At 31.9% G+C, this 26,005-nt stretch carries 23 protein-coding genes; 1 reads left to right on the top strand and 22 read right to left on the bottom strand.

Annotated features, from left to right (window positions below; genetic code table 11):
- From Q3287_RS02140 to Q3287_RS02040, 21 genes are all read right to left on the bottom strand, one after another.
- Positions 1-192, bottom strand: a complete 192-nt coding sequence (locus Q3287_RS02140; RefSeq protein ID WP_003418375.1) for a CooT family nickel-binding protein — start codon at positions 190-192, stop codon at positions 1-3.
- Positions 193-342: 150 nt separating this feature from the next.
- Entirely contained in the window at positions 343-1,158 is an 816-nt protein-coding gene (locus tag Q3287_RS02135; RefSeq protein WP_054269260.1) for a lipoate--protein ligase family protein, read from the bottom strand.
- Between the two features lie 46 nt (positions 1,159-1,204).
- Positions 1,205-2,143 (bottom strand): radical SAM protein, encoded by a 939-nt coding sequence (locus Q3287_RS02130; protein ID WP_054276057.1) that lies wholly within the window; start codon positions 2,141-2,143, stop codon positions 1,205-1,207.
- The gene (locus Q3287_RS02125) at positions 2,140-3,012 is read right to left on the bottom strand and encodes a radical SAM protein (RefSeq protein WP_407963453.1); all 873 of its coding nucleotides are present in this window, start codon (positions 3,010-3,012) and stop codon (positions 2,140-2,142) included. Before Q3287_RS02125 ends, Q3287_RS02130 begins: the two co-directional genes overlap by 4 nt.
- 24 nt (positions 3,013-3,036) lie before the next feature.
- Positions 3,037-4,965 (bottom strand): corrinoid activation/regeneration protein AcsV, encoded by a 1,929-nt coding sequence (acsV, locus tag Q3287_RS02120; RefSeq protein ID WP_054269257.1) that lies wholly within the window; start codon positions 4,963-4,965, stop codon positions 3,037-3,039.
- 111 nt (positions 4,966-5,076) lie between these two features.
- Positions 5,077-5,454, bottom strand: coding sequence for a glycine cleavage system protein GcvH (gene gcvH, locus Q3287_RS02115; RefSeq protein WP_003418363.1), 378 nt, complete (start codon positions 5,452-5,454; stop codon positions 5,077-5,079).
- 86 nt (positions 5,455-5,540) lie between these two features.
- On the bottom strand, positions 5,541-7,667 hold the full coding sequence (acsB, locus tag Q3287_RS02110) for an acetyl-CoA decarbonylase/synthase complex subunit alpha/beta (protein ID WP_054269256.1): 2,127 nt from the start codon (positions 7,665-7,667) through the stop codon (positions 5,541-5,543).
- A gap of 56 nt (positions 7,668-7,723) precedes the next feature.
- Complete coding sequence (gene acsE, locus Q3287_RS02105) at positions 7,724-8,530, bottom strand: carbon monoxide dehydrogenase/acetyl-CoA synthase methytransferase subunit (RefSeq protein ID WP_021383485.1); 807 nt, start codon at positions 8,528-8,530, stop codon at positions 7,724-7,726.
- Positions 8,531-8,579: 49 nt separating this feature from the next.
- Complete coding sequence (gene acsC / locus Q3287_RS02100) at positions 8,580-9,947, bottom strand: acetyl-CoA decarbonylase/synthase complex subunit gamma (RefSeq protein ID WP_054269255.1); 1,368 nt, start codon at positions 9,945-9,947, stop codon at positions 8,580-8,582.
- 30 nt (positions 9,948-9,977) lie between these two features.
- Positions 9,978-10,922 (bottom strand): acetyl-CoA decarbonylase/synthase complex subunit delta, encoded by a 945-nt coding sequence (gene acsD, locus Q3287_RS02095; protein ID WP_054269254.1) that lies wholly within the window; start codon positions 10,920-10,922, stop codon positions 9,978-9,980.
- 19 nt (positions 10,923-10,941) lie between these two features.
- Positions 10,942-11,712 (bottom strand): carbon monoxide dehydrogenase accessory protein CooC, encoded by a 771-nt coding sequence (locus Q3287_RS02090; protein ID WP_021383511.1) that lies wholly within the window; start codon positions 11,710-11,712, stop codon positions 10,942-10,944.
- A 54-nt stretch (positions 11,713-11,766) separates the two neighbouring features.
- The gene (gene lpdA / locus Q3287_RS02085) at positions 11,767-13,152 is read right to left on the bottom strand and encodes a dihydrolipoyl dehydrogenase (RefSeq protein WP_021383534.1); all 1,386 of its coding nucleotides are present in this window, start codon (positions 13,150-13,152) and stop codon (positions 11,767-11,769) included.
- A 43-nt stretch (positions 13,153-13,195) separates the two neighbouring features.
- Positions 13,196-14,077, bottom strand: coding sequence for a methylenetetrahydrofolate reductase (locus Q3287_RS02080; RefSeq protein ID WP_021383473.1), 882 nt, complete (start codon positions 14,075-14,077; stop codon positions 13,196-13,198).
- A 35-nt stretch (positions 14,078-14,112) separates the two neighbouring features.
- Positions 14,113-14,787, bottom strand: a complete 675-nt coding sequence (locus Q3287_RS02075; protein ID WP_021383443.1) for a methylenetetrahydrofolate reductase C-terminal domain-containing protein — start codon at positions 14,785-14,787, stop codon at positions 14,113-14,115.
- 36 nt (positions 14,788-14,823) lie between these two features.
- Positions 14,824-15,696, bottom strand: coding sequence for a bifunctional 5,10-methylenetetrahydrofolate dehydrogenase/5,10-methenyltetrahydrofolate cyclohydrolase (locus Q3287_RS02070; RefSeq protein WP_054276053.1), 873 nt, complete (start codon positions 15,694-15,696; stop codon positions 14,824-14,826).
- 91 nt (positions 15,697-15,787) lie between these two features.
- The gene (locus Q3287_RS02065) at positions 15,788-16,420 is read right to left on the bottom strand and encodes a cyclodeaminase/cyclohydrolase family protein (RefSeq protein WP_054269252.1); all 633 of its coding nucleotides are present in this window, start codon (positions 16,418-16,420) and stop codon (positions 15,788-15,790) included.
- 104 nt (positions 16,421-16,524) lie between these two features.
- Entirely contained in the window at positions 16,525-18,201 is a 1,677-nt protein-coding gene (locus tag Q3287_RS02060; protein ID WP_021383446.1) for a formate--tetrahydrofolate ligase, read from the bottom strand.
- A 238-nt stretch (positions 18,202-18,439) separates the two neighbouring features.
- Positions 18,440-19,219 (bottom strand): AAA family ATPase, encoded by a 780-nt coding sequence (locus Q3287_RS02055; RefSeq protein ID WP_054269251.1) that lies wholly within the window; start codon positions 19,217-19,219, stop codon positions 18,440-18,442.
- Between the two features lie 287 nt (positions 19,220-19,506).
- Positions 19,507-21,426: an anaerobic carbon-monoxide dehydrogenase catalytic subunit gene (cooS, locus tag Q3287_RS02050; RefSeq protein WP_021383498.1), complete on the bottom strand. Its 1,920-nt coding sequence runs from the start codon at positions 21,424-21,426 to the stop codon at positions 19,507-19,509.
- 605 nt (positions 21,427-22,031) lie between these two features.
- The gene (locus Q3287_RS02045) at positions 22,032-22,943 is read right to left on the bottom strand and encodes a bifunctional enoyl-CoA hydratase/phosphate acetyltransferase (RefSeq protein WP_054269249.1); all 912 of its coding nucleotides are present in this window, start codon (positions 22,941-22,943) and stop codon (positions 22,032-22,034) included.
- A gap of 127 nt (positions 22,944-23,070) precedes the next feature.
- On the bottom strand, positions 23,071-23,637 hold the full coding sequence (locus Q3287_RS02040) for a DapH/DapD/GlmU-related protein (RefSeq protein ID WP_407963452.1): 567 nt from the start codon (positions 23,635-23,637) through the stop codon (positions 23,071-23,073).
- 223 nt (positions 23,638-23,860) lie between these two features.
- Between Q3287_RS02040 and Q3287_RS02035 the strand changes: the two genes are divergently transcribed.
- Complete coding sequence (locus tag Q3287_RS02035; protein WP_219673873.1) at positions 23,861-24,769, top strand: LysR family transcriptional regulator; 909 nt, start codon at positions 23,861-23,863, stop codon at positions 24,767-24,769.
- 79 nt (positions 24,770-24,848) lie between these two features.
- Here the strand turns inward: Q3287_RS02035 and Q3287_RS02030 are convergent, their stop codons facing one another.
- Positions 24,849-25,991 (bottom strand): tetratricopeptide repeat protein, encoded by a 1,143-nt coding sequence (locus Q3287_RS02030; protein ID WP_407963451.1) that lies wholly within the window; start codon positions 25,989-25,991, stop codon positions 24,849-24,851.
- Positions 25,992-26,005: the final 14 nt, after the last annotated feature.

Below are 26,005 nucleotides of genomic sequence, written 5' to 3'. Positions count from 1 at the left end.
TTAATTTTCTTGTATTATTATCTTATGGTCCATCAATCTTATTTCTTTAATTATCCCATCTATTATCTTTTGCTCTCCTAATAAATCAGTTAAATAAATCTTTCCATCACAAGGGTCTATATTAACCACATTTTCCATAACCTTTTCTAACTCATTATTACTTTTACAAATGAAAGCTGATGATTCACACATATAAATCTCCTCCTAATATGATTTTTATTAAAAATCAAAAAAAGATTTCCTTAGGTATTTCAATACACCAAAGAAATCTTCATGATTTCAATTTTCGTATATTATTATACCTTAAGTATAGCACTTTAATTTATATAAAGTCAATTAAAGTTAACGCTTTTTATTGTACTCTTCATTCTTATATTTTTCATATAATTCTTTAGCTAATTGCTTCTCATAATCAGTCAAATCTTCCTCTACAAATTCAACATTAAATTGGTCAGCTAATCCTTTTACTATGTTTTCTTGCAGAGTATCTATGTCTATTTTTTTGCCAAGTTCATTTTCTATTCCACTAGCCTTCTTAGCTGTAAACTTCATAGCCCTTTCCTTGAGTTCTGGTGTTTTAGTTTTTATTAATTTGAATAATTTTTCTACATCGAAATTCAATATTATTGAGCCATGTTGCAATAAAACTCCATCTTTTCTGCTTTGAGCACTTCCAATAACCTTCTTATTATTAATGGTAACTTCATATGATGCATGTGCATTAAAACATGCAGCTGATATATTTTCCCTACTTATTCTCTCGCCTTTATTTAAATTATCAGTTTCTATACCACCCAAATTCAAGCCTTTAACTAGACCTTCACTTATATATCTATAAGATAGATTAATACTCTTATCTATTAAAGGGTTCTCTTCTCCTATAATTATACTATAAGTTAGCTCATTATCATGTAATACAGCCCTTCCCCCTGTAATTCTTCTGGTGTAATCTATATTCATACATCTACACTTATCCAAATCTATCTCATCTTCCAATTTCTGAAAATATCCTATACTTAAACAAGCTGGCTTCCATGTATAAAATCTAAGTGTTGGCTTATTATGTCCTTTCTTATATGCAGTAAATATAGCTTCATCAATTGCCATATTCATTGCACCATCATATGATTTATTATGTATAACTCTCCACTGATTCATGATTATTACGCCTCCATCTTTAGTACAAATATATCCTAGAAATCATTTATAAATTTATTTCTTTTATAGCTAAATCTATCTCACTTTGATTTAAAGGTCTTGAATAGTTGTATATAGTACTTCCTGGTCTTTCATTATAATATGGTCTATTGCAATCCTTACATCCTCTTATTTCAAAAGGATAACCTTTGTTTATGTCTTTTATAATATCATTATCAAGTTTGATATTATCTAAATATCCATTTTTAAATTCAAAACATTCTTTTGAATAGCCTTTATTTATCATATAAGACATTAATTGTACTCTTCTATAACTTTCTATATTTGGTTGGCTTATTTTTTCCATTTTAGTTCCTCTAACTGGAGTAAATGCAAATAAGCTAATCGTTATGTTATTTTCATTTAAATAATTATATAGATTATATATATCCTCATGACTTTCACCCATCCCAACTATTATATGAGTACTTATTTTATTAGGATATGATTTTGACATCTCAGTTATAAACTTTAACTTCTCATCATAATTATTTCCTTTTATTTTTTCATACAATTCTTTATTTGCTGCATCTATTGCTATTCCTATTTTATCTACTCCTGCTGAAAAAAACTTATTTATTTCTTCATCACTCTCTAACTTTGCAGACAATGAAATTGGCATATCTATTTTTTCATTTATATAATTTATAAAATCTAAAACAGACTTATGAGCTTCTTCACTTGCCATTGATTGAATACATATTCTCTTTATATTTTTCTTTTTATAAATTCTTAAAGCATCCAATATTTCTTCTTTAGAAAACTCTGGCCAAACTACTCTTGATAACTTATCTTTTCTAGTGCTACTTTCTATTGATTGAGAACAAAAACTGCATTTGTTTATACATTTTTCTCCAATCATTATATATGCTGTAGTAGGAGGTATATCGCTTTTTTTGTTTAATATCCCAAGTTCTATCGCTGTCCCAGATGATAGTCTAATCATAAAACGCAACACTCCTTACATTCAGTTATTATCATATTCATTTCTATAGCCTTATTCTTAGCAGATTTTGATGGTAATACTATTCTATTAACTCCACACATTATAGATAGCTGATCTAACTCTTTTCTATATGTTCCTCTTGGTCTCATACAACCTAGATTAATTTCAGTATTTGGTAAATTAATTCTAGCTTCACATAAGATATCTGCTACTTCTTCTAGCTCAGGAGACTCTACATTCTCATACTCAGTCCCTTTTGTTGGAATAAGTACTATAAATGTAAGTTTATTAGGAGGATTTTTTTGTAGGTATTCTATAATTTCATATTCACCCTTTATTTGCCCTCCTTTTAAACCAATACATATATGTGGTGCTACTTCTGTATTTTCTCTTATTGTATTGTAAGCTTCAATGTAGTCTTCTTTACTCTTTTCAATCTTATAAACTTCTCTTATTGTTTCTCTATCAAATACTAAATCAAAAGAAACTACATCTAAATACTTACACAACTCTATAATTCTATCTTTGTCCATAAGCCCTAAATGAGCATTCAATCTATATCCCTGCTCTTTTAAATCTTTAATAGCCTTGATATGAGTATTTATTGGTACATCTCCTTCATAGCTACAACCACCACTTAATAAAAAACTAGTTATATTTCTTGATTGTACTTTTTCTTTATAATCTTCTATTGGCACCATATTGTTTAAGTAGTGACCATTACAATGAGCACACTTTAAGCTACATTTATTACTTGTAGTACTAAGTGCTAATGTCTGATTAGGATAAGCAAAGTCTATTTTATTACCAAAATTATTTAGTCTAATATCAAAAGCGATTTTCATTTTTTCAGATAAATTTTTATTCATAATTTATTCCTTTTAAGTTATGTTTTACTCTTCAAGTAATCTTTTTGCTGTTGGAAACTGCTCTATATTTGTATGTGGTAAGAAGCATGCAGATATAAATTCATCCATATAGCTTGGATATACACTAAGTTCAACATAAGTCATCTGATTACCTATTTCTTCAAGCTTATTTTTTGCATCTTTGCTTATAAGAGCTAAGTAGGAACCAACAAGCGAACTATTTCCAATATAAGTGAATTTTTCTCTGTCAATATCAGGAAGTAATCCTATAATTATTGAGTTTTCTATGTCTAAGTTATTTCCTATACCACCTGCTATATAAACTCTATCTAATATGCTAAAGTCCATACCTAAGCTATCTACAAGAGTATATGCACCTGAATATATAGCTCCTTTAGCTCTTATAAAGTTATCTATATCAACTTCATTTACTACTATATCATTTTCTAAGTCAAATTCTTCTTTAAATGCTAATACATATTCTCCTATCTCATGCTCATTAAATCTAACTCTCTTATTATCTAAATCTCTGTATATCTTACCTCTTCTATCTATTACACCTTTAGTAATCATTTGGCAAATTAAATCAATTATACCAGAACCACATATACCAACTGGAGCACATTCATCAATAATCTTTAGTGTTGGCTCTAGAGTTTCTTTATCAATAGCTACTTTTTCTATTGCTCCTGCTGATGCTCTCATTCCACAGCTTATACCTCCACCCTCAAAGGCAGGTCCTGCTGAACATGCACAACTCATCATATAGTCTTGATTACCAAATACTATCTCTCCATTAGTTCCTAAATCTATAAATAAAACATTTTCTTCACTTGACCATATACCTGCTGATAATACACCTGCTGTTATATCTCCTCCTACATAACTTGCAACAGATGGAGCTAAGTACACATATGCACTATCATTTACGAAAAGACCCACATTTTCACCCATAAGTTTTGGAGATTTTAAAAATGGAGGTATGTAAGGCTCTTGTCTTAAGAAGTCTGTATACACACCTAAGAATAAGCTTGTCATGGTTGTATTTCCAGCAGCTACTAATGTAACTACATCCTCTTTATTTATGCCATTTCTTTCGTATATTGTTTTCAATAGAGGATTTATAGTTTCTTCAACTATAGCCTTATTAAGTGTCTCTAACCCATTTTTCTTAGTTGAATATATAATTCTATTTATAACATCTGCCCCATATTTTATCTGTGCATTTCCAGAAGAAGCTTTATCTACTACTTCTTTTGAATATAAGTCAACTAGACATACAACTACTGAAGTTGTACCAATATCTATTGCAACTCCATACAATGAATTTTCTTTGTTGCCTTCTTCTATATTTATAATTGTAAGCTTCTTTTGTTTTTGGACATAAGTTATTGTAACTTTAAAATCACTCTTTCTAAATATTGTTGGCATCTTTCTAAGTATATCTAGTCTAAAATCGATTTCATTATATCCTAAATTATTTCTAACATATCTCTCTAATCTATCTACATCACTTATATTATCGTCTAAGTTCGGTTCTTCCATTTCTATGTATTTCTTTTTTATATTTGTTTTAAATTGAAGATTATGCTCTTCAATTATCTTTTTAGCTCTTTCAAAAATTTCTCTATCTTCTTTTTTATTACTACCTTCTATCTTCATACCATGCATAGAAGATGATAGTTTAGAAGGAACTTCAATTTCTATATCTGAAACTACTTTTGTACAACAAGCTAATATATAACCTTGCTCCCACTCGTCATCCGTTATATGTCTTGTTTTTTCTGTATCAACTTTCCCATTCAATAATTTTACCTTACATTTACCACAGGATACATTTCCATTACAAGGAGCATCTATAAATACATCTGCATTTCTTGCAACTTCTAATAACACATCCCCCTCATTGCAATAAACTTCTTTATTGTTTGGTGTAAAAGTTACTTTTATCATACTATCCCTCCCAATTTGTTCTATATATTATAAAAGGAAAGTATAGCTAAATTTGCGTGCACTCAAATTTTACTATACTTTCCCCAATTATAATAATATACTAATCTTTAATTATTCTAATCCAGCCTCGTATTCTTTATCACTTAATAACGTATCAAGTTCAGCAACATCAGCTAGTTTTACTTTTAATATCCAGTTTTCATATGGGTCTTCATTTATACATTCTGGCTCATCTTCTAATTTTTCATTAACTTCTAATACCTCACCATTAACAGGAGATATTAAGTCAGAAGCTACTTTAGAAGATTCAACTACTCCAAAATCTACTCCCTTAGTTACAGTATCTTCTACTTCTGGTGTTTCAACAAATAATATTTCTCCTAATTGATCTTGAGCATAATCTGTTATACCTATATATACAACATCTCCATCAATTACTTTCACCCACTCATGATCTTTAGAGTATTTTAATTCTGGTAATAATTTCATTTCGATAGACCCCCAATATTATATTATTGATTAAATTATTTAAATCATATTAATATTATATCACACTATTTTAAATTTTCCATCAATTACATTACACTTTCCATAGCTAATGCTGGATGACCTTTTTCTTCTAAGAAAGCTAATACGCCTTCAGAATCGTCAGCTATAGTTTCATCACAAACCATATCACAGAAATTTTCTATTCCAGTCATTTCTTTAACTGTAGCATTTAATTTATCAGCTACATAATCTTTTAATTCTTTTGGCATCCAAACTATTCTTTCTGGTCCACCTTCTGCATAAGCAAACTTTTTAGAAGATATGAAATGTCTTCCATGTCCCATGAATCCTGGAGTTTGAACTCCTCCACCTGTCATAGAAGCAAGTTCTCCGAAAGTCATACCAACTGGAGTAACACTTGGGAACTCTCTATTAACTACAACAAATCCATTTGCTTCTGGCATTATACCACAGATACACTCGAAGCATCCACAAGAAGTCATAGGGTCTTCTAATATAGAGTATAATGTAACAGCTTCAACTGCACCTTGAGATATTTGGTTTACAGTTTCATTTACTGAATTCCATACACCTGTTCTATCGTCTAAGCACTCGCCTTTTTCTATTGGTTGACAAGGACCTGTTGGGTCTAGTTCTTTAGTAGCCTTAGCATCTAACCAGCTAACTGCTCCACAAAGACCAAGTCTTTCAGGAGTAACAACACAAACGTGAGCTGGTGCAAATGATTGACATAAGTTACAAGAATAGAAAGTATCAACACTTTCATCAATTAATGAAGCTAATCTTTCATCTCTAGCATTGTACTTAGCTATTGCTTCACCTTTTAATTCAGAAACTTTTTCAGCATCTGTAATTATAGTTATTTCACACTTATCAACTACTGATTCAAATTCATCTAACATCTTAGCATATAAAACTTCTCCTATATGCTCAAGTCTAAATCCTTTATCAAATGCATCTTTAGAGATTCTTACCCAAGCCATATCTCTTTGTCCAACGTGCATTACACCTTCTATATAGTTTAAGAAGTAGTGGAAACGTCTCTCAAGAACTGGCTCGAAATCTTCTTGCATGTTTTTACCAGCTATCTTAACTATTACAGCAAGTGGTAATCTCAATACACCATCTGCCTCAACTTCATCTATATTTGGTCCTATTATTTCTATCTTATGGTCTTCAACTTCTGCTGCTTCTTTCTTAACAACAAGTTCCCAAGCTTCAGTTCTATTTCCACCAAACTCAGCAAACATATCGCTCTTTCTAATTCTCTCACCTTCAAATGCTGCTGCAAATGAAACTGGTATAGGTATTTCAGTAACTTTTATTTTTATTCCTCTAGCTTCTAATGAAGTAGCTACTATCTTATCGTAATCTTTTTGAGTTAATAAGTTCATTGGAACTTCAAGAACTGTTTGGTCAGTTACAACTGGGAATCCTAAAGCTATTGCTCCAGCACCAGCAGATACAACTAATTCACTTAATGGTCCAAATGCATTAACAAATGCAGGAACTCTATTAGATGTGTACTCTAATAATCCATTTAAATCACCAGGAGTTAATCCACCGAATATTAATGCTGCTCTTACTGCAACAGATACAACGTGTATAACAGAAGTTACATCGTATCCTAGAGGTATAACTCTTAGTTCAAGACCCATTTTTACTCCAGCTTCTATAGCTTGGTCTATAACTTTACCAACTAAGAAAGTTAATAAACCTTTAGATTGGTAATCTTTTATAACTTTTGCTGCTGATTCAGCATCAGGACATTCACCAAGAACAACTGCAACACCAGGTATATCTCCTGTAACTAGTGGTACACCAAGTGATCTGATTATAGGGTCAGTTATATGACCTGCACATGGCTCACTATATGGAGCATCCATAGTTGAGTATTTTAATGCTTCAATTACTTCTGCAGCTAAAGCTGTAGCTAAACCAGCATTAAAAGCATGTTCTAATAAATGAGTTCTGTTTATTAAAGATTTTACTACTTCTAAAGCAGCCTCTAAGTCCCCTAAAGTGTTCATTTTTTGTCCTGTTGCAGCATATATACAAGGTAATGAATATGCTGTATCAGGGAAAGCAACTTTATGTTCTTTTCCGTTTTTTTCTATAGCTTCAGCTAGCATAGCTTGAGCTGCACCTAAAGCTTGTTCTGACCCTGTAAAGATTATATTATATAGATTCATTCTATTTCCCCCTTTAATATTTACACCTATTTTTTATTAACTATACCCTAAAAACCCTAGAAAGCAAATCCACCTTCATTTAACTCTAAGAAAGAGTCTGCATATAAAGATGCCCCATTGATTATGTCACAAGATTTTACAGTTTTCATTAATTCTGGGTCACATGGATTCATTATAGCTGAACTAAATCCATTAGCCATTGCCATTGCTAAGAATGCACTATCTAAAACAGGTCTAACATGTTTAGGACATCCATTAGATACGTTAGATAATCCTCCTGTAGTTAAAAGTCCCATTTCAGTCATCATTTTTATAGCTTCTAAAACTTCTACTTGTTTTTCTTGCATACCTTTTATAACTAAGCATAATGGGTCGAATAATATATCAGTTGGTTCCATTCCTAACATTAAGCCTTTTTCTAATATTTCTTGGCAGTAAGCCATACGCTCATCATTATCTCTTGGGATACCTTCTTTTGCACATAAACCTATAACCATTGATTCATATTCAGCTGCTATATCTATTAAATCAAATCTTGAACCAGCATCAGCAGAGTTTATTATTGGTTTTGCATTAGTTCTATCATAAACTTTAAGTCCAGCTTCGATAGCTTTTTTATTAGCTGTATCTAGTGCTATAGGAACATTGTTGAACTCAGATTGAAGTAATTTGATTCCCCATGTCATTATTTCTTCGCCATCTCTTTCAGCAGGTCCTATGTTGAAATCTATATAATGTGCTCCTGCTTCTAATTGTTCTTTTGCTCTTTTTAATATTGGAGCTGGATCTCTTTCTGCTAATGCCTTTCTTATTGAAGGTGAGATACAGTGTATTCTTTCACCTATAATCATAAATTTTTCCATTTATAATGTCCCCCTTTAAATTTAATATTAATAGTTAGTTAATATTTTATTAGTTTGTTTGGCATGCTTTTTCTTGGTATCCTTTTAAGAACTTAGGTAATTCCATAGATTCTTCTGGTCCTATAACTACACTCCATCCTGGTAAGTTGTCTTCTATATCACCTTTAAGTACTGCAACTTTTCCTGGAATGATAAGGTCTTTACAATTAGTTACTTCTTCTACTTTACTTTCTTTAATGAAAGCAGAGATTGAATTTCCACCAAATTTACCAGCAGCCCAAGATGTAAGAACTGAATATCCACCTGCATCTGGTATTACTAACCATACTGGAACTTTTGATCTTTCTATGTCTCCAGCAACTATGAAGTAAGTTAATGCAAAGTCAACAGTAACTAATACTGGAGAATTTTCATCTGGGTTATTGATTGGGTAAATCTTTGGTTCAACTCTCATTGGTCTTTGTGGGTCAGTGTATATATTTTGTCTTAGTGCAAATAATGGTAACGCCTTAGCGTAACTGATATCATCTATTACTATTATAGAACCGTATTTTATAGTAAATATTGATGATAAGGCAATTTCCATCATAGGGTTAGAATTAGATAATCTATTTGCAAATACTATTGAAGGATATCCAAATGTTCTATCTTGCTCTTTTAAAGCTATTCTTCTAACTTGTATAGCATTAGTGTAAGTATCTTTTATGTTTTCTCCAGTTACATCTAATACTAATTCTTTATATCCAGCAGCTTGAACTAACTCAACTGTTTCATATAATTCTTCTAGGCTACCAGCTTTTACACCTAATGGTAAACTTGCTCCTTTAACTACTTCTATCATATCTTTGTAGTTCTCTTTAGTTGCTCCATATACCATTGGTCTAGCATCTTTTAATACTTCAGCAGCTTCTTTAACTACTTGCGCATCATCACAAGCTAAAATGTAAGCTACTTCTAATCCACTACCTTTTATCTTATCTATTAATTTTAAGTATGCATCTTTATCTCCACAGTACTCTAGAACAACCATTTCAACTTTCATTTGTTCACCAATTCTTACATAGTCAACTTTTTTCATGTTAGCTATTTTAGAATCTACTGCCTCATCACTCATACAAGTACAGAATGAAACTGCATATCTATTTCTACTTACTAATGTTTTTTCATGTCTAAATAATACTGTTTCTCCACCTAGTTCATATTCAGATGCACCAGTACCAACTTTTAAAGCTTTCATTAAAGGTGCTGTAGCTTCTGATAATTTCGCTATAGCGTCATCAGACATGTGTGGGCATTTACCTACTTCTACAGCTCCTGAAGCAACCTTCATAGAGAAAGCCATACAAGTTGGGAATCCACAATCCTTACAGTTTTTCTTTGGTGTTAATTTAAATATATCTAAAGCTTTTAATGCCATTATTTTTTCCCCCTAACCTTAACAATTTAATTAAGCTAATGCGTTAACCAATTCTTTTATAGTTTCTATTGATTTTGGATGACGAAGTATAACTGCGTTTGAACCACCTACTAAAACACTTGCTGCAGTTGAAACTTCCATTGCTATAGTTCTTTCTTCTGGACAACCCCAATCTGGCTCATCTTCTATTGGAGCTATAGCTTCTTTAACATGACCTACTTCAAAAGCTACTGGTGTTATGATAGGCATTTGTAATGTCTTATCATTTTGACCAAATGCTGCAAGTCTAATTCTATCCATAGTAGATGCAACATACTCATATCCATAACCAACTGCTGAACATCCAACATTCATAACTATATTTTCACCTTTAACGCCTAATTGAGTTAACAGTACGTTTAATTGTTTAGCTAGGTTTATATCAACAGAAGATTCAGCTCCAACTTTGTGTGCATAAGCCATACCAGCTGATGCTCCTACTCCTTTGTAGTTATCTTCTACTGCTGACATAAATAAGCAGTTATGCCCATCTAATGTTTGAGCTAATTTTTCAAACAATTTACCATCTTTTTCATGATTTCCTGAACCTGCTACAACTAAAGGTAATTCTATTGCTTCAATTACTGCTTTAGCTACATCAGCACATTCATCAACTGACTTATCTAATCCATTTGGGTCAGAACCATCAAATTTTAAGCAAATAAAGTCTGCTTGTGTATTAGCTTCAACATATTTAGCCCATTCTACTGGACACTTAGCTACATCTTTATATAACTCTTTATATGAATCAGTCCAGCTTTCAGGATAAACGTCTGATATTTCTATACCTATTTTTGGAGAATGTCCTACTTCTCCATCAAAACTATAAAAAGGTAATACATTTTCCCCACCTAATTTAATTGCCTTTTCCCCTATTCCTACTTCAACTTCTGATATTTTTCCAGAATATTTTTGAGTAGACATTTTAAATGCCATATTTTTTTCCCCCTTAAACCTATTTTAATTCTAATTTAGCAAAAATCTCTTTCATAGCCACTTTAGATTTTGAATCTTCAGGTAAATTAACTAAAGGAATACCTGTAGAATCATATTCATATATCAATTCATCCATAGGTACAACACCGATTAACTCTAGGTTATGTTTTTCAATTTCTTCTTTAACACCATCATTCATAACCCCATTTGGAACTTTATTTACAATTAGAAGTATTCTTCCAACATTTAACTTTAGTTCCTCAGCTAAATCTCTTATTCTAGCAACAGCTTGTATGCTACGTCTTGAGCAATCACTAACCAATAAAAGTGTATCAACATGTCTAGTGACTTTTCTACTTAGATGTTCCATACCAGCTTCGTTGTCCATGACTAAGTATTTGTAATGACCAGATATTTTATTTACTTGTTCTCTAAGTATTCCATTTACAAAACAGTAACATCCTTCACCTTCTGATCTACCCATTACTAATAAGTCATATCCTTCGCCTTCTTCAATTATAGAGTTCAATCTAAATTGTAGATATTGTGCTTTTGTCATACCACCAGGGAATGCATTGCCTAACTTTTCTCTTTGATTTACTTCTTCTCTTATTTCTCCTATCGTTGCTTCAACTTCGATACCTAATACTTCATTTATGTTAGCATTAGCATCAGCATCTACAACTAATACTGGTCCCTTATTGTCCTTAACCAAATAATCAATCAAAAGCCCTGTGAGACTTGTTTTACCAGTTCCACCTTTTCCTGCAACAGCTATATTGTATCCCATTTTAAGACTTCCCCCTTAAATCAGCCACAGAGCCTTATGTACTCTGTTTACGTATTATAATTTAGGTACAGAATGAACACATTCACCATGTACATCATGAAGAGCTTCCATTAGTCCTTCTGATAAACTTGGATGTGGATGTATTGCATCCCCTACTTGTTCTACTGTTAATCCTAGATGAACAGCTAGTGACAACTCAGTTAATAAATCTGTAGCATGAGGTCCTACTACTGCTGCACCTATTATTTTATCTGTTTCTTTATCAGCTATAATCTTTACAAATCCTTGGAAATGTCCTATAGCTTGTGCTTTTCCAAGACCTCTAAAGTCAAATTGACCTACATTGTATTCTACACCTTCAGCTTCAAGTTGCTTTTCAGTTTTACCAACACCAGCAACTTCAGGCTCTGTATAAACACATCTTGGAATTGCTCTATAATCTACTACTTTAGTCTTACCTAAAGCATTTTCAACTGCTACGATACCTTCCTTAGAAGCAACATGTGCTAAGAAAGGAGTATCTATTATATCACCTATTGCGTATATACCTTCTACATTAGTTTCAAGATGCTCATTAACTACTACTTTTCCTCTTTCCATTTCAATTCCTATATCTTCTACTCCAGAATTATCAAGGTTAGGTCTTCTACCAACACATACTAGTGCATATTGTGCTTCTATAACCTTTCCATTAGAAAGAGTTGCAACAGCTTTGCCATCAACTACTTCACAAGTTTGTACTCCAATACCTGTGATAACTTTAATTTTATCTTTCTTAAATTGTCTAAGTAGTTGTTTAGCTACATCTTTATCTTCATTTAATAGTATTTGGTCAACCATCTCAACTATAGTCACTTCTGTTCCTAAGGCTCTAAAGAACTGCCCTATTTCACATCCTATAACTCCACCACCTACTATTAACATAGATTCAGGTATCTCTTCAAGTCCAAGAACTTCATCACTAGTTATTACTATTTTTCCATCATATGGGAACATTCTTGGTACAACTGGAACAGAACCATTTGCTAGTATTATCTTGTCAGCTTTTATAGTCTCTACTGTTCCATCTTCTTTTGTTACCTCTATAGTATTCTTATCAATTAATTTTCCAAAACCATTAACTAGTTTTACTCCTCTTTTTTCAAATAGGAATTCTATACCACTTATTAATTGGTTTACAACTTTATTTTTTCTTTCCATTATGGCAGTGAAGTTTGGTGTAACTGTTCCATCTATTTCTATACCAAAATCTTTTGCTTCTCTTACAGTGTTTAATACTCCAGAAGAAGCAAGAAGTGCTTTAGTTGGTATACATCCTGCATTTAAACAAGTTCCTCCAACTCTTCTTTTTTCAATAACTGTTACCTCTGCACCAAGCATAGAAGCTTTTATAGCTGCTACATATCCACCTGGTCCACCACCTACTACTACTATCTTCATCCTTAATTCCCCCAAACCTTATATAATCTATAATATTACAATACTATAAACCTGCGGCATCTAGTATAGCAGGTATATTCTCTTCTGCCCCAATTGCCATTATATGAACACCATCACATAAATCTTCTTCTTTTAATTGTTTGATAAGTTCTCCTGCCATTTTTATTCCTTCACTTACCCAGTTTTCTTTTCCAACTGCTCTTAATCTTTCGATTTGTTCATCTGGAACAAATATTCCTGGTACATTTGCAGTCATAAATTTGGCCATTCCTGGTGATTTTAAAGGTACTATCCCTGCTAATACCTTACAATCCATATCCCTTGTTAATTCTCTAAACTTTCTCATTGTATTTATGTCATAAAGTGCTTGAGTTTGGAAAAATTTAGCTCCTGCTTTTATTTTCTTTTGCATTTTTAATAATTGAACTTCTATTGGAGAATATTCTGGAGTTACTGATGCTCCTAGATAAAAATCTGGAGAACCCTTTAATTTATTACCAGCCATGTCCGTACCTGCCATTAAAGTCTCAGCAGTTTGAAGTATCCCTACAGAGTCTAAATCAAAGACTCCCTTAGCTTGTGGATGGTCTCCTACGCTAGTATGGTCTCCTGTTAGTGCCAACAGATTGTTTATCCCAAATACACCTGCTGACAACATTTCCCCTTGTATAGCTATTCTATTTCTATCTCTCCCTGTTATTTGAATAACTGGCTCTAATCCAGCATCTTTTAGTAATTTACATGTAGCAAGAGAAGTTGCTCTCATAACTGCTGATTGAAAGTCTGTTACATTTGCTGCATGAACCCTTCCAACTAATGGCTTTGCACATTCTATTAAATGTGAAAGGTCAGTCCCTTTTGGAGGAGCCATTTCAGTAGTAACTGCAAATTTTCCACTTTCTAATGTTTCTCTTAATAAGCTCATCTCTAATCCCCCTTTTAACCTTCTAAAAAAAACTTTTATGAATTTGCTGCTGCTTCTTTCTTTTTCTTTGCACTTAAACTTCTTGGATTATTTTGCTTAGAATAGTCTTTTGGTGGTCTTATTTCTGCTAAGTTGCCTAATTGTCCTATAGCTTCTAATCTTTCATATATCTTTATCCAAGCACAATCATTCTCTGCATTTACTTCACACTTACCATTTTTAGCTCCACCACAAGCTCCATTCATAAGACCTTTAGCACACATAGTTACTGGACATATCCCACCTGTCCAACCAAGTTCGCAGTCTCCACAAGCTTTACAAGCTTCTTCATATTCTCCAACCCTTTGTACTTCCCCTATGAACAAAGTATTGTTCGCTGGATAAACTGGTTTATCTTTTAGGTTCTTAACTATTGTCTGTGTGCCATCTCCACATGCTAAAGATAAAACTGCATCAGCTTCTTTAGTCTCTTCTTTTAGAGCCTTTAAATCCTTTTTAGACTTTAAAAGGTTACAAGCAGGGTCAAGCATTACATATCCTAAGATTTTTTTGCCTTCACCTTCAAGAGTTTCTTTCATTTTTAGAACTTCTTCTTCTCCACCACTTTTACAAGTCGCTGCACATTGATTACAACCCACTAAAACTAGCTTGTCAAAATTCTTTAAGTACCCTAGTACTTCTTCTAATGGTTTATTTTCAGAAATTATCATATCTACTTCCCCCCTAAACCTTCCACTTATATATATCTATTTATTATTTTGTAATTTACAAGCTTTAACTACATGTTTTGCAAGTATAGATGTTGTAACTGAACCAACCCCCGCTGGAACTGGAGTTATCATTGATACTTTATCTAAAACTGCATTTGTATCAACATCTCCACATAAATTTCCTTCTTCATCAACATTTATACCAACGTCTATAACTACTGCCCCATCTTTAACAAAAGTTTCATCAACCATCTTAGCTCTACCAATAGCTGCTATTAATACATCCGCGTCTGCTGCTACACCTGATAAATTTTTAGTCTTTGAGTGACATATTGTAACAGTTGCATGTTCACTTAATAAAAGCATTGATACTGGCTTCCCAACAACCATTGATCTTCCAAGAACTGTTACCTTACTTCCTTTTAAATCAACATTATAATGTTTTAATATTTCTACTACTGCTGTAGGAGTACATGGTGGGAATCCACTCTTATCACCTTCCATGACTTTAGCAGAGTTTATTGGACTAAAACAGTCTACATCTTTTTCTGGTGCAATAACATATTTTATAACTTCTTCATTTAAGTGTTTTGGAAGAGGTCTAAAACATAATATACCATTAACATTTTTGTCATCATTAACTCTCTTTAATACATCAATGTATTCTTCTTGAGTTATATCTTCAGCTAACTCTAACACTTCTGTTGTTATACCAATGTTTTGACATCTTTTTAATGCGCCTCTTTCATATGATAAATCGTCACTTCTTGCTCCAACTCTAACTATTGTTAGTTTAGGATTTATACCTTCTTTAACTAATAACTCAACTTCTTTTATTAACTCTTCACTAATCTTATCAGCTACAGGTTTTCCTTTTATAATTTGTCCTTTAGTTGACATTCCTTCCATATATTCACAACTCCCCTACAAGCAAACTTAAATTAATTTATTCTATATACTACATATTAACAACATAGTATTTACTTTCGTCATTTAAAAATTATTTTCCAAGAGCTTTTTCAACCTTAGCATAAACTTCATCACAAGTTTTTACGCCTTCTTCAACTAATTTATCTACTTCTGTTTTTACTTTATCAACATATTCCTTGTCTTGTATAGAATTTATATTTATAACTACATTTAATTGTCCACCAAGTATAGCAGCTCTTAGACATTGAACTCCTACACCAACATCGCTTATAGCAAGTCTTGAACCTTTATCAACTAAATCTTCATGTAACTTAATAGCTTCATAGCAAACTCTTACTATATTTAATGGTACTTCACAAGCAACTTTAAGCGCTTTTTCCATTGTCTCTGCTTTTATTCTTTTTTCTTCTTCAGTTTCTTTAGGAAGCCCATAAGCTTTTGATAATGGTAAGAAACATTCTGCATCATCATCTATCATTTTTAACAAATCTTTTTCTAGTTTTCCAGCTTTACTTAATATCTCTTTTACACTTTCTTCATACTCAGCATACTTTTTCTTTCCTATTGTAAGATTACATACCATACTGCCTAGAGCCATACCAATTGCACCAACTAGTGCAGCAGCTCCACCGCCACCTGGTACTGCTTCTTTAGAAGATAGTACCTCTACAAAATCAACACAAGTTTTATCTGCTATTTTCATGATAATCCTCCTTAAAAGGATGTAGGAAAATATCTCAAATTATTCGAGATATTTTACGAACTATTTTAAGATATCTCCTACTCTTTATTTATAAATTAATGTGCTTAGAATAATCCAGCTATTACTCCATTTTCATCAACATCTATTTTTTCTGCTGCTGGAACTTTTGGTAATCCTGGCATCTTCATGATTTCTCCAGTAAGTGCAACTATAAATCCAGCTCCTGCTGAGATTGCTGCTTGTCTTACAGTTATTCTAAATCCTGTTGGTCTACCTAATTTAGTTTGGTCATCAGTTAAAGAATACTGAGTCTTAGCCATACATACTGGAACCTTAGTAAATCCAAGTTTTTCTAAGTTAGCTATTTCTTTATCAGCTTCTGGAGTATAATCTACACCATCTGCTCCATAAATCTTAGTAGCTATAGCATTTATCTTGTCTTTTATAGATAAATCATCTTCATAGCAGAATCTAAAGTTATTTTCTTCTTCATCTAATAATCTTAGAACTTCTTTAGCTACTGCAACTCCACCTTCTCCACCTTTTGCCCATACTTCAGAAAGAGCAACATTTACACCTAACTCTTTACACTTGTCTTCAACAAGTTTAAGTTCAGCTTCAGTGTCAAGTGGGAATCTGTTTATTGCAACAACTGCTGGTAATCCATATACTTGAGTTATGTTTTCAACATGTTTTAATAAGTTTGGAAGTCCTTTTTCAAGAGCTTCTAGGTTTTCGTTATTTAAGTCTGCTTTAGCAACTCCACCATTGTATTTTAATGCTCTTACAGTAGCAACTATTATAACAGCATCTGGTTTTAAGTTTGCCATTCTACATTTTATATCTAAGAATTTTTCTGCTCCAAGGTCAGCACCGAAACCAGCCTCAGTTATTACATAGTCTGCAAAGTGCATAGCCATTCTTGTAGCTATAACAGAGTTACATCCATGAGCGATATTTGCGAATGGTCCACCATGTACAAATGATGGTGTTCCTTCAAGAGTTTGAACTAAGTTTGGTTTTAAAGCATCTTTTAATAATGCAGCCATAGCACCATTAGCTTTTAATTGTCTAGCTGTTACAGGGTCACCCTCATAGCTATATCCTACTATTATGTTTCCTAATCTTTCTTTTAAATCAGATATATCACTTGCCAAACAGAATGCTGCCATTATCTCAGAAGCAACAGTTATATCAAATCCGTCTTGTCTAACTGCTCCATCACCTTTTTTACCCATACCATCAACGATATTTCTAAGTTGTCTATCGTTCATGTCTACACATCTTCTCCAAGTTATTTTCTTAGGGTCTATTCTAAGAGCATTTCCTTGGTGAATATGGTTATCAAGCATAGCAGCTAAAAGGTTATTAGCAGCTCCTATAGCATGGAAATCACCTGTAAAGTGTAAGTTTATATCTTCCATAGGAACAACTTGTGCATATCCTCCACCAGCTGCTCCACCTTTAACACCAAATACTGGTCCTAGAGATGGTTCTCTTAAAGCAACTAATACATTTTTATCTAATTTTGCAAATGCATCAGCTACACCTATAGTAGTAGTAGTTTTTCCTTCACCTGCTGGAGTTGGGTTTATAGCTGTAGTTAATATTAACTTAGCTTTTTTACCAGTGTCTCTTTTTAGTAGATTGTAGTCAACTTTGGCTTTGTATTTACCATAAAGTTCTACATCATCTTCACCTAGTCCTAATTTTTTTGCAACCTCTCTAATATCTTGAGGTTTAGCTTCTTGAGCTATTTCAATATCAGATTTAAATCCCATAACTGAATCTCCTCCCACAACCTAAATAGATTTAAAATATAATTTTTGTAAAAATTGTATTAATATGTAAAAATTATATTTTATAAGATAATTATACATGTAAAATTGCTTAAAAACTAGCTACTAAGCTATTAAAATATTCAAACTTAATAGCTAGTTATTTATCTAATTACTTATTTATTACCTATCTATTACCTATGTCTAACCTTTAACCAACCTAAAATCCCAAATCAAAATTCTATTTATCTTTAAGTGACATTAATTTATCTTTTATTGCTTTAATTTGTGCTTTTGTTGTTTCACTAGAATCATATGGAGATTGATTTGCTCTATCAGAATCTATAACATCTTGATTGTAATAAATAAATCCTAAAGATTCTCCATCTTCTAAGTTTTTGATTATAAATTCTTCATCTTCTTTGTTTCTAATTTTATTTCCTACAACAAATACCTTATTTACTCCTATATCATGTCCAAGTTTTTTTACTTTTCTATAAGTCTGTAAACTTCTTTCTCCTGGTTCTACAACTACTATAAAAGCATCTACACCTTGGGCTGTTCCTCTTCCTAAGTGTTCAATTCCCGCTTCCATATCCATAACAACTACATCTTTATTTTGTAGTATTAAATGTGAACATAATCTTTTTAAAAGAACATGCTCTGGACATACACATCCAGTGCCACCAGAATCTACTGTCCCTAATGTAAGTAATCTTACTCCATTATATTCTTTACAGAAATTTTCAGGGATATCGTCAACTTTAGGATTCATCTTAAACATTTTTCCAAATGAACCTACAGAAGCAGCTGTTCTATCTGAAACTAATTTTTTCATTTCTGATATAGGTACTATTGATTCATATACTTCTTTTGGAAAACCTAGTGCTAAAGCTAAATTAGCATCTGGGTCAGCGTCAACAGCAACAACTCTGTATCCGTCTTCAGCAAACATTCTAGAGAGCATTGAAGAAAAAGTCGTTTTACCTACTCCACCTTTACCTGTTATTGCTATCTTCATAATCCCTACCACCTTTATTACTATTTGCTTTTTATGCAGTTAATTTTATAGTTGTTTATTTTTTGTACACTAAAAATAAACTACAGCTAGTCCTTACAGGAACCAATTACATTTACCTTACTAGCTTTTCAAAGCAGCATGTATAGTTTTATTATTCTTCATTATATTGTTTATATTTTATTTATTCAGTATATTCGTTATATTTCGATGTTCTTTGCCTTAACATTTGACTTTATTCATCCATAAAATTTCTTATAAAATCGTTTTTTCTATGGTTTCTATCTCTCTTAAGCTTCAGCCTTTTCTGCCATTTTTTCTTCAACTAATGCTTCAAAGTGAACACGTTTTTTCTCTATATCTTCTATTATTGTAGCTGCTAATTCTTTTGGATTAGTATTTACAGTAAATGTTGCTCCAACTTTATCTTTTAATTCGCTAGTTAATATGTCTACTGCTCTTGAAGAACCAGTTATTGGAGGCATTATTCCTAAATAAGTGTCTATACCAGAAGCTACAACATAACATCCTATAGCAACCGCTTTCTCTGACATCCACTCTGGAGCTATACCTACAACTGGAAGGTCACACATATCCATATCTAAGTAATTAGCTGCTGCTCCAACTAAATCTAATATACGGCTTATATCAACGCAAGAACCCATATGTAGTACTGGTGGGATTCCTACTAGTTTACAGACAGTTGCAAGACCTTTACCTGCATATTTTTCTGCTGCATCAGTTTCCATTAAACCAAATTTAGCTGCTGCTGAAGCACCACATCCTGTAGTAACTACTATTATGTCATTTTTAATTAATTCTTTCATTATTGTTACGTGAGCCTCATTTGAAACTCCTTTAGCATTGTTACATCCAACTACACCAGCTGCTCCTCTTAATACTCCAGATTTTAAACAGTCTGTTAATGGCTTAACTGTTCCTGCTGGGTCTATATGAGAGTTTACAACTCTATCTAATTGGTTTACTACTGCTTCTACACTATACCCAACTGTTGCCCCTGATTTTAATTCAGGTATAAGTACTTTTGATTTATCTCTATTTTTAAAGTTTAAAATAGCTTCTTTAACTATTGCTTTAGCATCATCAAGTGCTTGTTCTTCTCTAAATTCAATATAAGTTGAACCTGTTATTTTAGCTTTTGGAGAAGTTGTTACAAATTTAGTATGGTAACAATCTGCAACTCTAGCTAATGCAGGGAATATACATTGAACGTCAACTATTACAGCTTCAACTGCTCCAGTTATTATTGCAAGTTCTTGTTGATGGAAGTCTCCTGCTATTCTTACACCATGTCTCATTGTAATCTCATTACCTGTACAACACATACCAGCTAAGTTTATTCCATCAGCTCCAACTTCTTTAGCTAAAGCTACTAAGTCTGGCTCTTCTGAAGCTAAAACTATCATTTCAGATAATGCTGGCTCATGTCCATGTAATATTATATTAACTTTATTTTCTTCTAATACTGCTAAGTTAGCCTCTGTTCTTCTTGGCACTGGAGTTCCAAATAAGATATCGCTTAGACGAGTACCTATCATAGAACCTCCCCAACCATCAGCCATAGAAGTTCTAAGACTCATGTGTATTAAACTATCTATATCACCAGTACATCCGATATGAGTAGAGTGCATTATTGTTGCAATTTCTCTATCTATAGCTCTTGGTTCTATAGCGTATTCTTTCCATATTTTTTGTCTTGGTTCTGGTGCATTTTTTATAAATCTTAATGTTCCAAAAGGCTTCCCAAACTCCATTAATGCAATTTCTGCCACTTCATGTGCTACATCATAGATATCTCTACCTTCTGTCTCTACATCCCATTCTTTAGCTAAAGTTATTAACTTAGCTTCATCTCTTATTTTATAGTTTCCATTTGGATCAGCTAATGCTAATGTATGTGCAATATCTCTAGCATGGTCTGAATGGGCAGCTGTCCCACCAGCAACCATTCTTGCAAAGTTTCTACCTACTATAGTGTGTTCATCTGCTCCACATAACCCTCTTGGAGTCTTAGGACTTATTCTACATGGTCCCATTCCACATATTCTACAGCAAACACCTTGAAGACCAAAACCACATTGTGCCTTGAAGCCTTCTTTTCTATCATACATTGTTTCTACGCCTTCTTCTCTAGCTTTTGCTATCATCTTCTGGCTGTTTAAATCAATTGTTAACATTTTTTCATCCATATTCCTATCCCCTTTTTTTGATTTTTAAAATCCCCCAGGTGACTGACTTCATGTCATAAAATAATAAAATAAATGCTTTCTAAGTTGATTATATACTAATTTCCAACACTTTGCTTTAGATTTAAATATTTTTTTAACAAAATTAGATAATACATAAAAATTTAATTTTTGGTACCTAATTTAAGTTAATTTTACTTACTGTTTTTGGCTATTTTTTAATACTTAAACCTATTTTTTGATACTTTAGTTTAATTAAATTATGTTTTGATTTTTTTTAAATCAAGTTTGAATTATTTCTAGTCATTTTTTCGTTTTTATATGTTGATTGTGTATTTATTATTTTTCATTACTTTTAGACTTGTTACAGATTTTTACTCCCTAAACTTAATTAGTAAAAATTTCTTAGAATAGCATTTTTTGGACTAATTTTTTTGAATTTTTTTATTTTTCCTACTTTAATATTAATTATAGCTTCAAATTGAACATTTGTATATATTCATTTGAAGCCATAATTATTTTTTATATAAAATTTTTTTAATATTGCATTAATTTAGACATTTTGACTGTTTTTTCTATTTTTATTCATTTATTTCATACTCTTGATTTTATTTCATACTCTTAGCCACAATAGCACCATATGCAATAGAATATAATTTAGATTCATGTGAATCGGCTCTTGATACTAAAACTATAGGAGCTTTTGCACCCATAATTATACCTGCTGATTTAGAGTCCGCCATATATGTAAAGGCTTTCCCTATTCCATTACCAACCTCAATTGTTGGAACCAACATAATATCTACATCACCAGATACTTCACTCTTAAATCCTTTTATTTCACTAGCTTCTTTTGAAACAGCTAAATCAAAAGCTAAAGGTCCTTCTACGATTACATTGTCTCCAAACTCGCCTTCTTTACAAGCTTTTGCTAACATATCTGCATCTACAGTTGCTTGCATCTTAGGATTTACTTTTTCTTTAGCTGCTAAGCATGCAACTTTTACAGTTTCCATACCTAAAGCTTTTGCAGCCTTTATTGAATTTTTTAATATTTTTGCCTTTTGCTCATAATCAGGAGCTATGTTCATACCTCCATCTGTAGTTATAAGTAATTTATGGTATCTTTCTAACTCATATACCATTACATGACTTAATAAACTATCAGTTCTAAGACCATAGTCTTTATTCAACACTTCTTTTAAGATAACTGATGTATCTAATAATCCTTTCATTACAAAATCAGCTTCTTTACTTGATACTAGTTTAACTGCTATTTCTGCACAATCTTTGATATCATCCTTATCCACTATTTTGATACCATTTAAATCAAATCCTATTTCTTTTGATATATCTCTTATCTTTTCTTCATTTCCAACTAATATAGGAGTAATTATATTTCTTTCTACAGCATCTTTTATTGCCATCAAGACCTCTTTGTCATGAGCTGCTGCTACAGAAAGTACTATTTTCTCTCCTCCCTTAAGTTGCTCTAAAATATCATCTAATTTTTTTATCAAAAGTAACCCCTCCCTTATATATATTTAACTAAATAATACCATATTTGCTATACCTTTTCTCAATTTATTTTTTATGTTATAAAAAATTTGTATAACTAAATAATAGTTTAATATTTTATTCTGGGATTTAATCAATAACCCTTAAAAGCTTTGCAGGAACACCACCTACAATAGTATTTTCTGCAACATTTTTGGTTACAACTGCTCCAGCAGCAATAATTGCATTATCGCCAATAGTGACTCCTGAAACAATAGTTACATTAGCACCAATCCATACATTTTTTCCTATTATGATTGGACAAGGATAGGTTGTACTGCGTTTATCTGGCATAATACCATGGTTAAGTGTAGCCAATACCACATTATGCCCTATTTGAGTATTATCTCCAATCTCAATACCTCCTTGGTCTTGAAAATGACAACTGCTGTTTATAAAAACATTTTTTCCTATGGTAATATTCTTTCCACAATCTGTATAAAATGGTGGAAACATAAAAAATGATTCATCTACTTTCTTTCCAATCAACTCAGAAAATAAACTACGCACTTCTTCTGGTTCATGATAAGAGGAATTTAGCCTGCTTGTGATTTTCATTGCCTCATTACTTAACTTAACCATAAATTCATGTATTTCTGATTCACTAGAAACAGGTTTTCTTTGATTCACATGCTTTAAAAATTCATTGATATTCATTTTATACATCCTTTCAATATACATTTTAGTTTATTTGTATTTTCTAAATAACATTTTAATAAAAATTAGCTTAATTAATTTTATAAGTAATATGATTACTACTTTTAGTGTAATATACTAATTTTTTTATATCAAATACCTATATTAAATACTTACATATACTTAAAAAGCATAAAAATTGATATAATTATATAATAAATAAGTTAGTAAAGGATGATTAACTATGGAATTAAGAGTATTAAGATATTTTTTAGCAATCGCAAGAGAGGAAAGTATATCTGGTGCAGCAACCTTTTTACATATAACACAACCAACACTTTCTAGACAGATTATAGAACTTGAAGAAGAGTTGGGAGTTAAATTATTGGTTAGAGGAAATAGAAAAGTTTCCTTAACAAATGAAGGTAGACTTTTACATAAAAGAGCAGAGGAAATTATATCATTAGTTGATAAGGTAGAATTGGAATTTGATAATCCCAATGAAATTATTAGTGGTGATATATATATAGGTGGTGGAGAAACTGAGGCTATGCGACTTATAGCTAGAACTGCATATCATTTTCATAAAAAATACCCTAATGTAAGATACCACCTTTTTAGTGGAAATGCTGATGATGTAACTGAAAAATTAGACAAAGGACTTCTTGATTTTGGTATTTTAATTGAACCTGCAAATATACAGAAGTATGATTACATACAAATCCCTGCTACTGATGTTTGGGGCTTACTAATGCGTAAAGACAGTGTCCTTGCCTCACAAAATGCGATAAATCCAAAAGATTTATGTAATATACCACTTATTATTTCAAGACAAACACTAGTTGATAAGGCAATCTCTAAATGGCTTGAAGATAGTACTGAAAAACTAAATATTGTTGCAACATATAATTTAGTTTATAATGCTTCTCTTATGGTAGAAGAAGGGCTAGGTTATGCTTTATGTTTAGATAGACTTGTTAATACTACAGAAAATAGTAATCTTTGTTTTAGACCTCTATATCCCCCTTTAGAAGCTAAATTAAATATTATCTGGAAAAAACATCAAATATTTTCAAAAGCATCAGAAAAATTTTTACTTCAAATACAAAAAGATTTTTCTTCTATCACATTGAATACATCTGAAGAAAAATAAGTAAAAAATAAAAAACGGTATAACATGATAAATGTTATACCGCCTAACCAATAAAATCAAATACAACTTAACAATATTCTTACTTATTTATTCCAAGCTCTTTTAAACAAGCAATTGTAATCTCATCTTGTGGATTCAATTCATAAGCTCTTTCTATATAATAAGTTGCATCATCAATATCACCATTATTTAAATAAGCCATCCCTAAATTACAAAGTATCTCTGGGTCTTCCTTTATCTTAGCAGCTTGTTCAAAATATTCTATTGCTTTATCTAAATTATTTTTATAAGCCTCACAAAGCCCTAATTCCACTATAGCATCCACTTGCTCAGGCTTTATTATCAATATCTTCTCCAAATACATCTCAGCCTGTTCTATCTCGCCCATACCCTTATATCCAAGTGCTATCATGAACAACAAGTTCCACCAATCCATATGTTCTTCTTCTAATGGCAGTAGTTTCTCTAATCCTTCTTTAAATTTACCTTGGAATACAAGTGTATATCCTTCTTCATACTGAACTTTAAAGTCCATCTTTCCTAAGTTATCTTGTATCTCAGCTACCAAATCAGCATCTAGCCCAAGTCTTAATGCATCTTCCCAAGTTAGCTTAGTCTTTAGATATTGACCTTGATTATAGTAATGGTAACCTAAATGGTAATAACCTAATGCAAAACTCTCATCAACATCAATTATCTTTTCAAGCTTGGCCATTGCTTCAAGTAAAAAGGCATTCATTGCCTTCTCATCCATATCTTTTTGATACTGTTTTGCTATCTCTTGGCAAACTATTGCATAATTATACATGGCATCTAAATCATCTGGATACATTGTTATAAATGCTTTTATATATATTAAAGCATCTGTATGTTCCCCAATCTCAAAGTATTTTCTTGACATATATCCCATGTATGCCTTTAAATCCAGATTAATATCTTCAGATAAAGCATTTAAGAACTTTTCATATTCTCTATTGTTTTTAAATTTACTATCTATACCAATTATATATATCATAGCATCTGCTATAGACATTGAATTTAACTTATCCTGAGCAGTCTTTTCTTTTATTCCTTTTACCAATACCTCATTTTTTATAGGTACATCTAATCCACCTTTTGACACATCATAGCTCTTTAATTTAAACTCGCCACCATGCTTTATAGTAATAAAAGCTAGTTCCTCTGCCTTTTTCAGCAAATATTTTTCTATTTTAAAATCCATTTTTCCCTCCTAAA

It is taken from the genome of Clostridioides sp. GD02404, assembly GCF_045898275.1.
Taxonomy (GTDB): Bacteria; Bacillota; Clostridia; order Peptostreptococcales; family Peptostreptococcaceae; genus Clostridioides; species Clostridioides difficile_A.
This window is presented reverse-complemented; position numbering and strand designations above follow the sequence as displayed.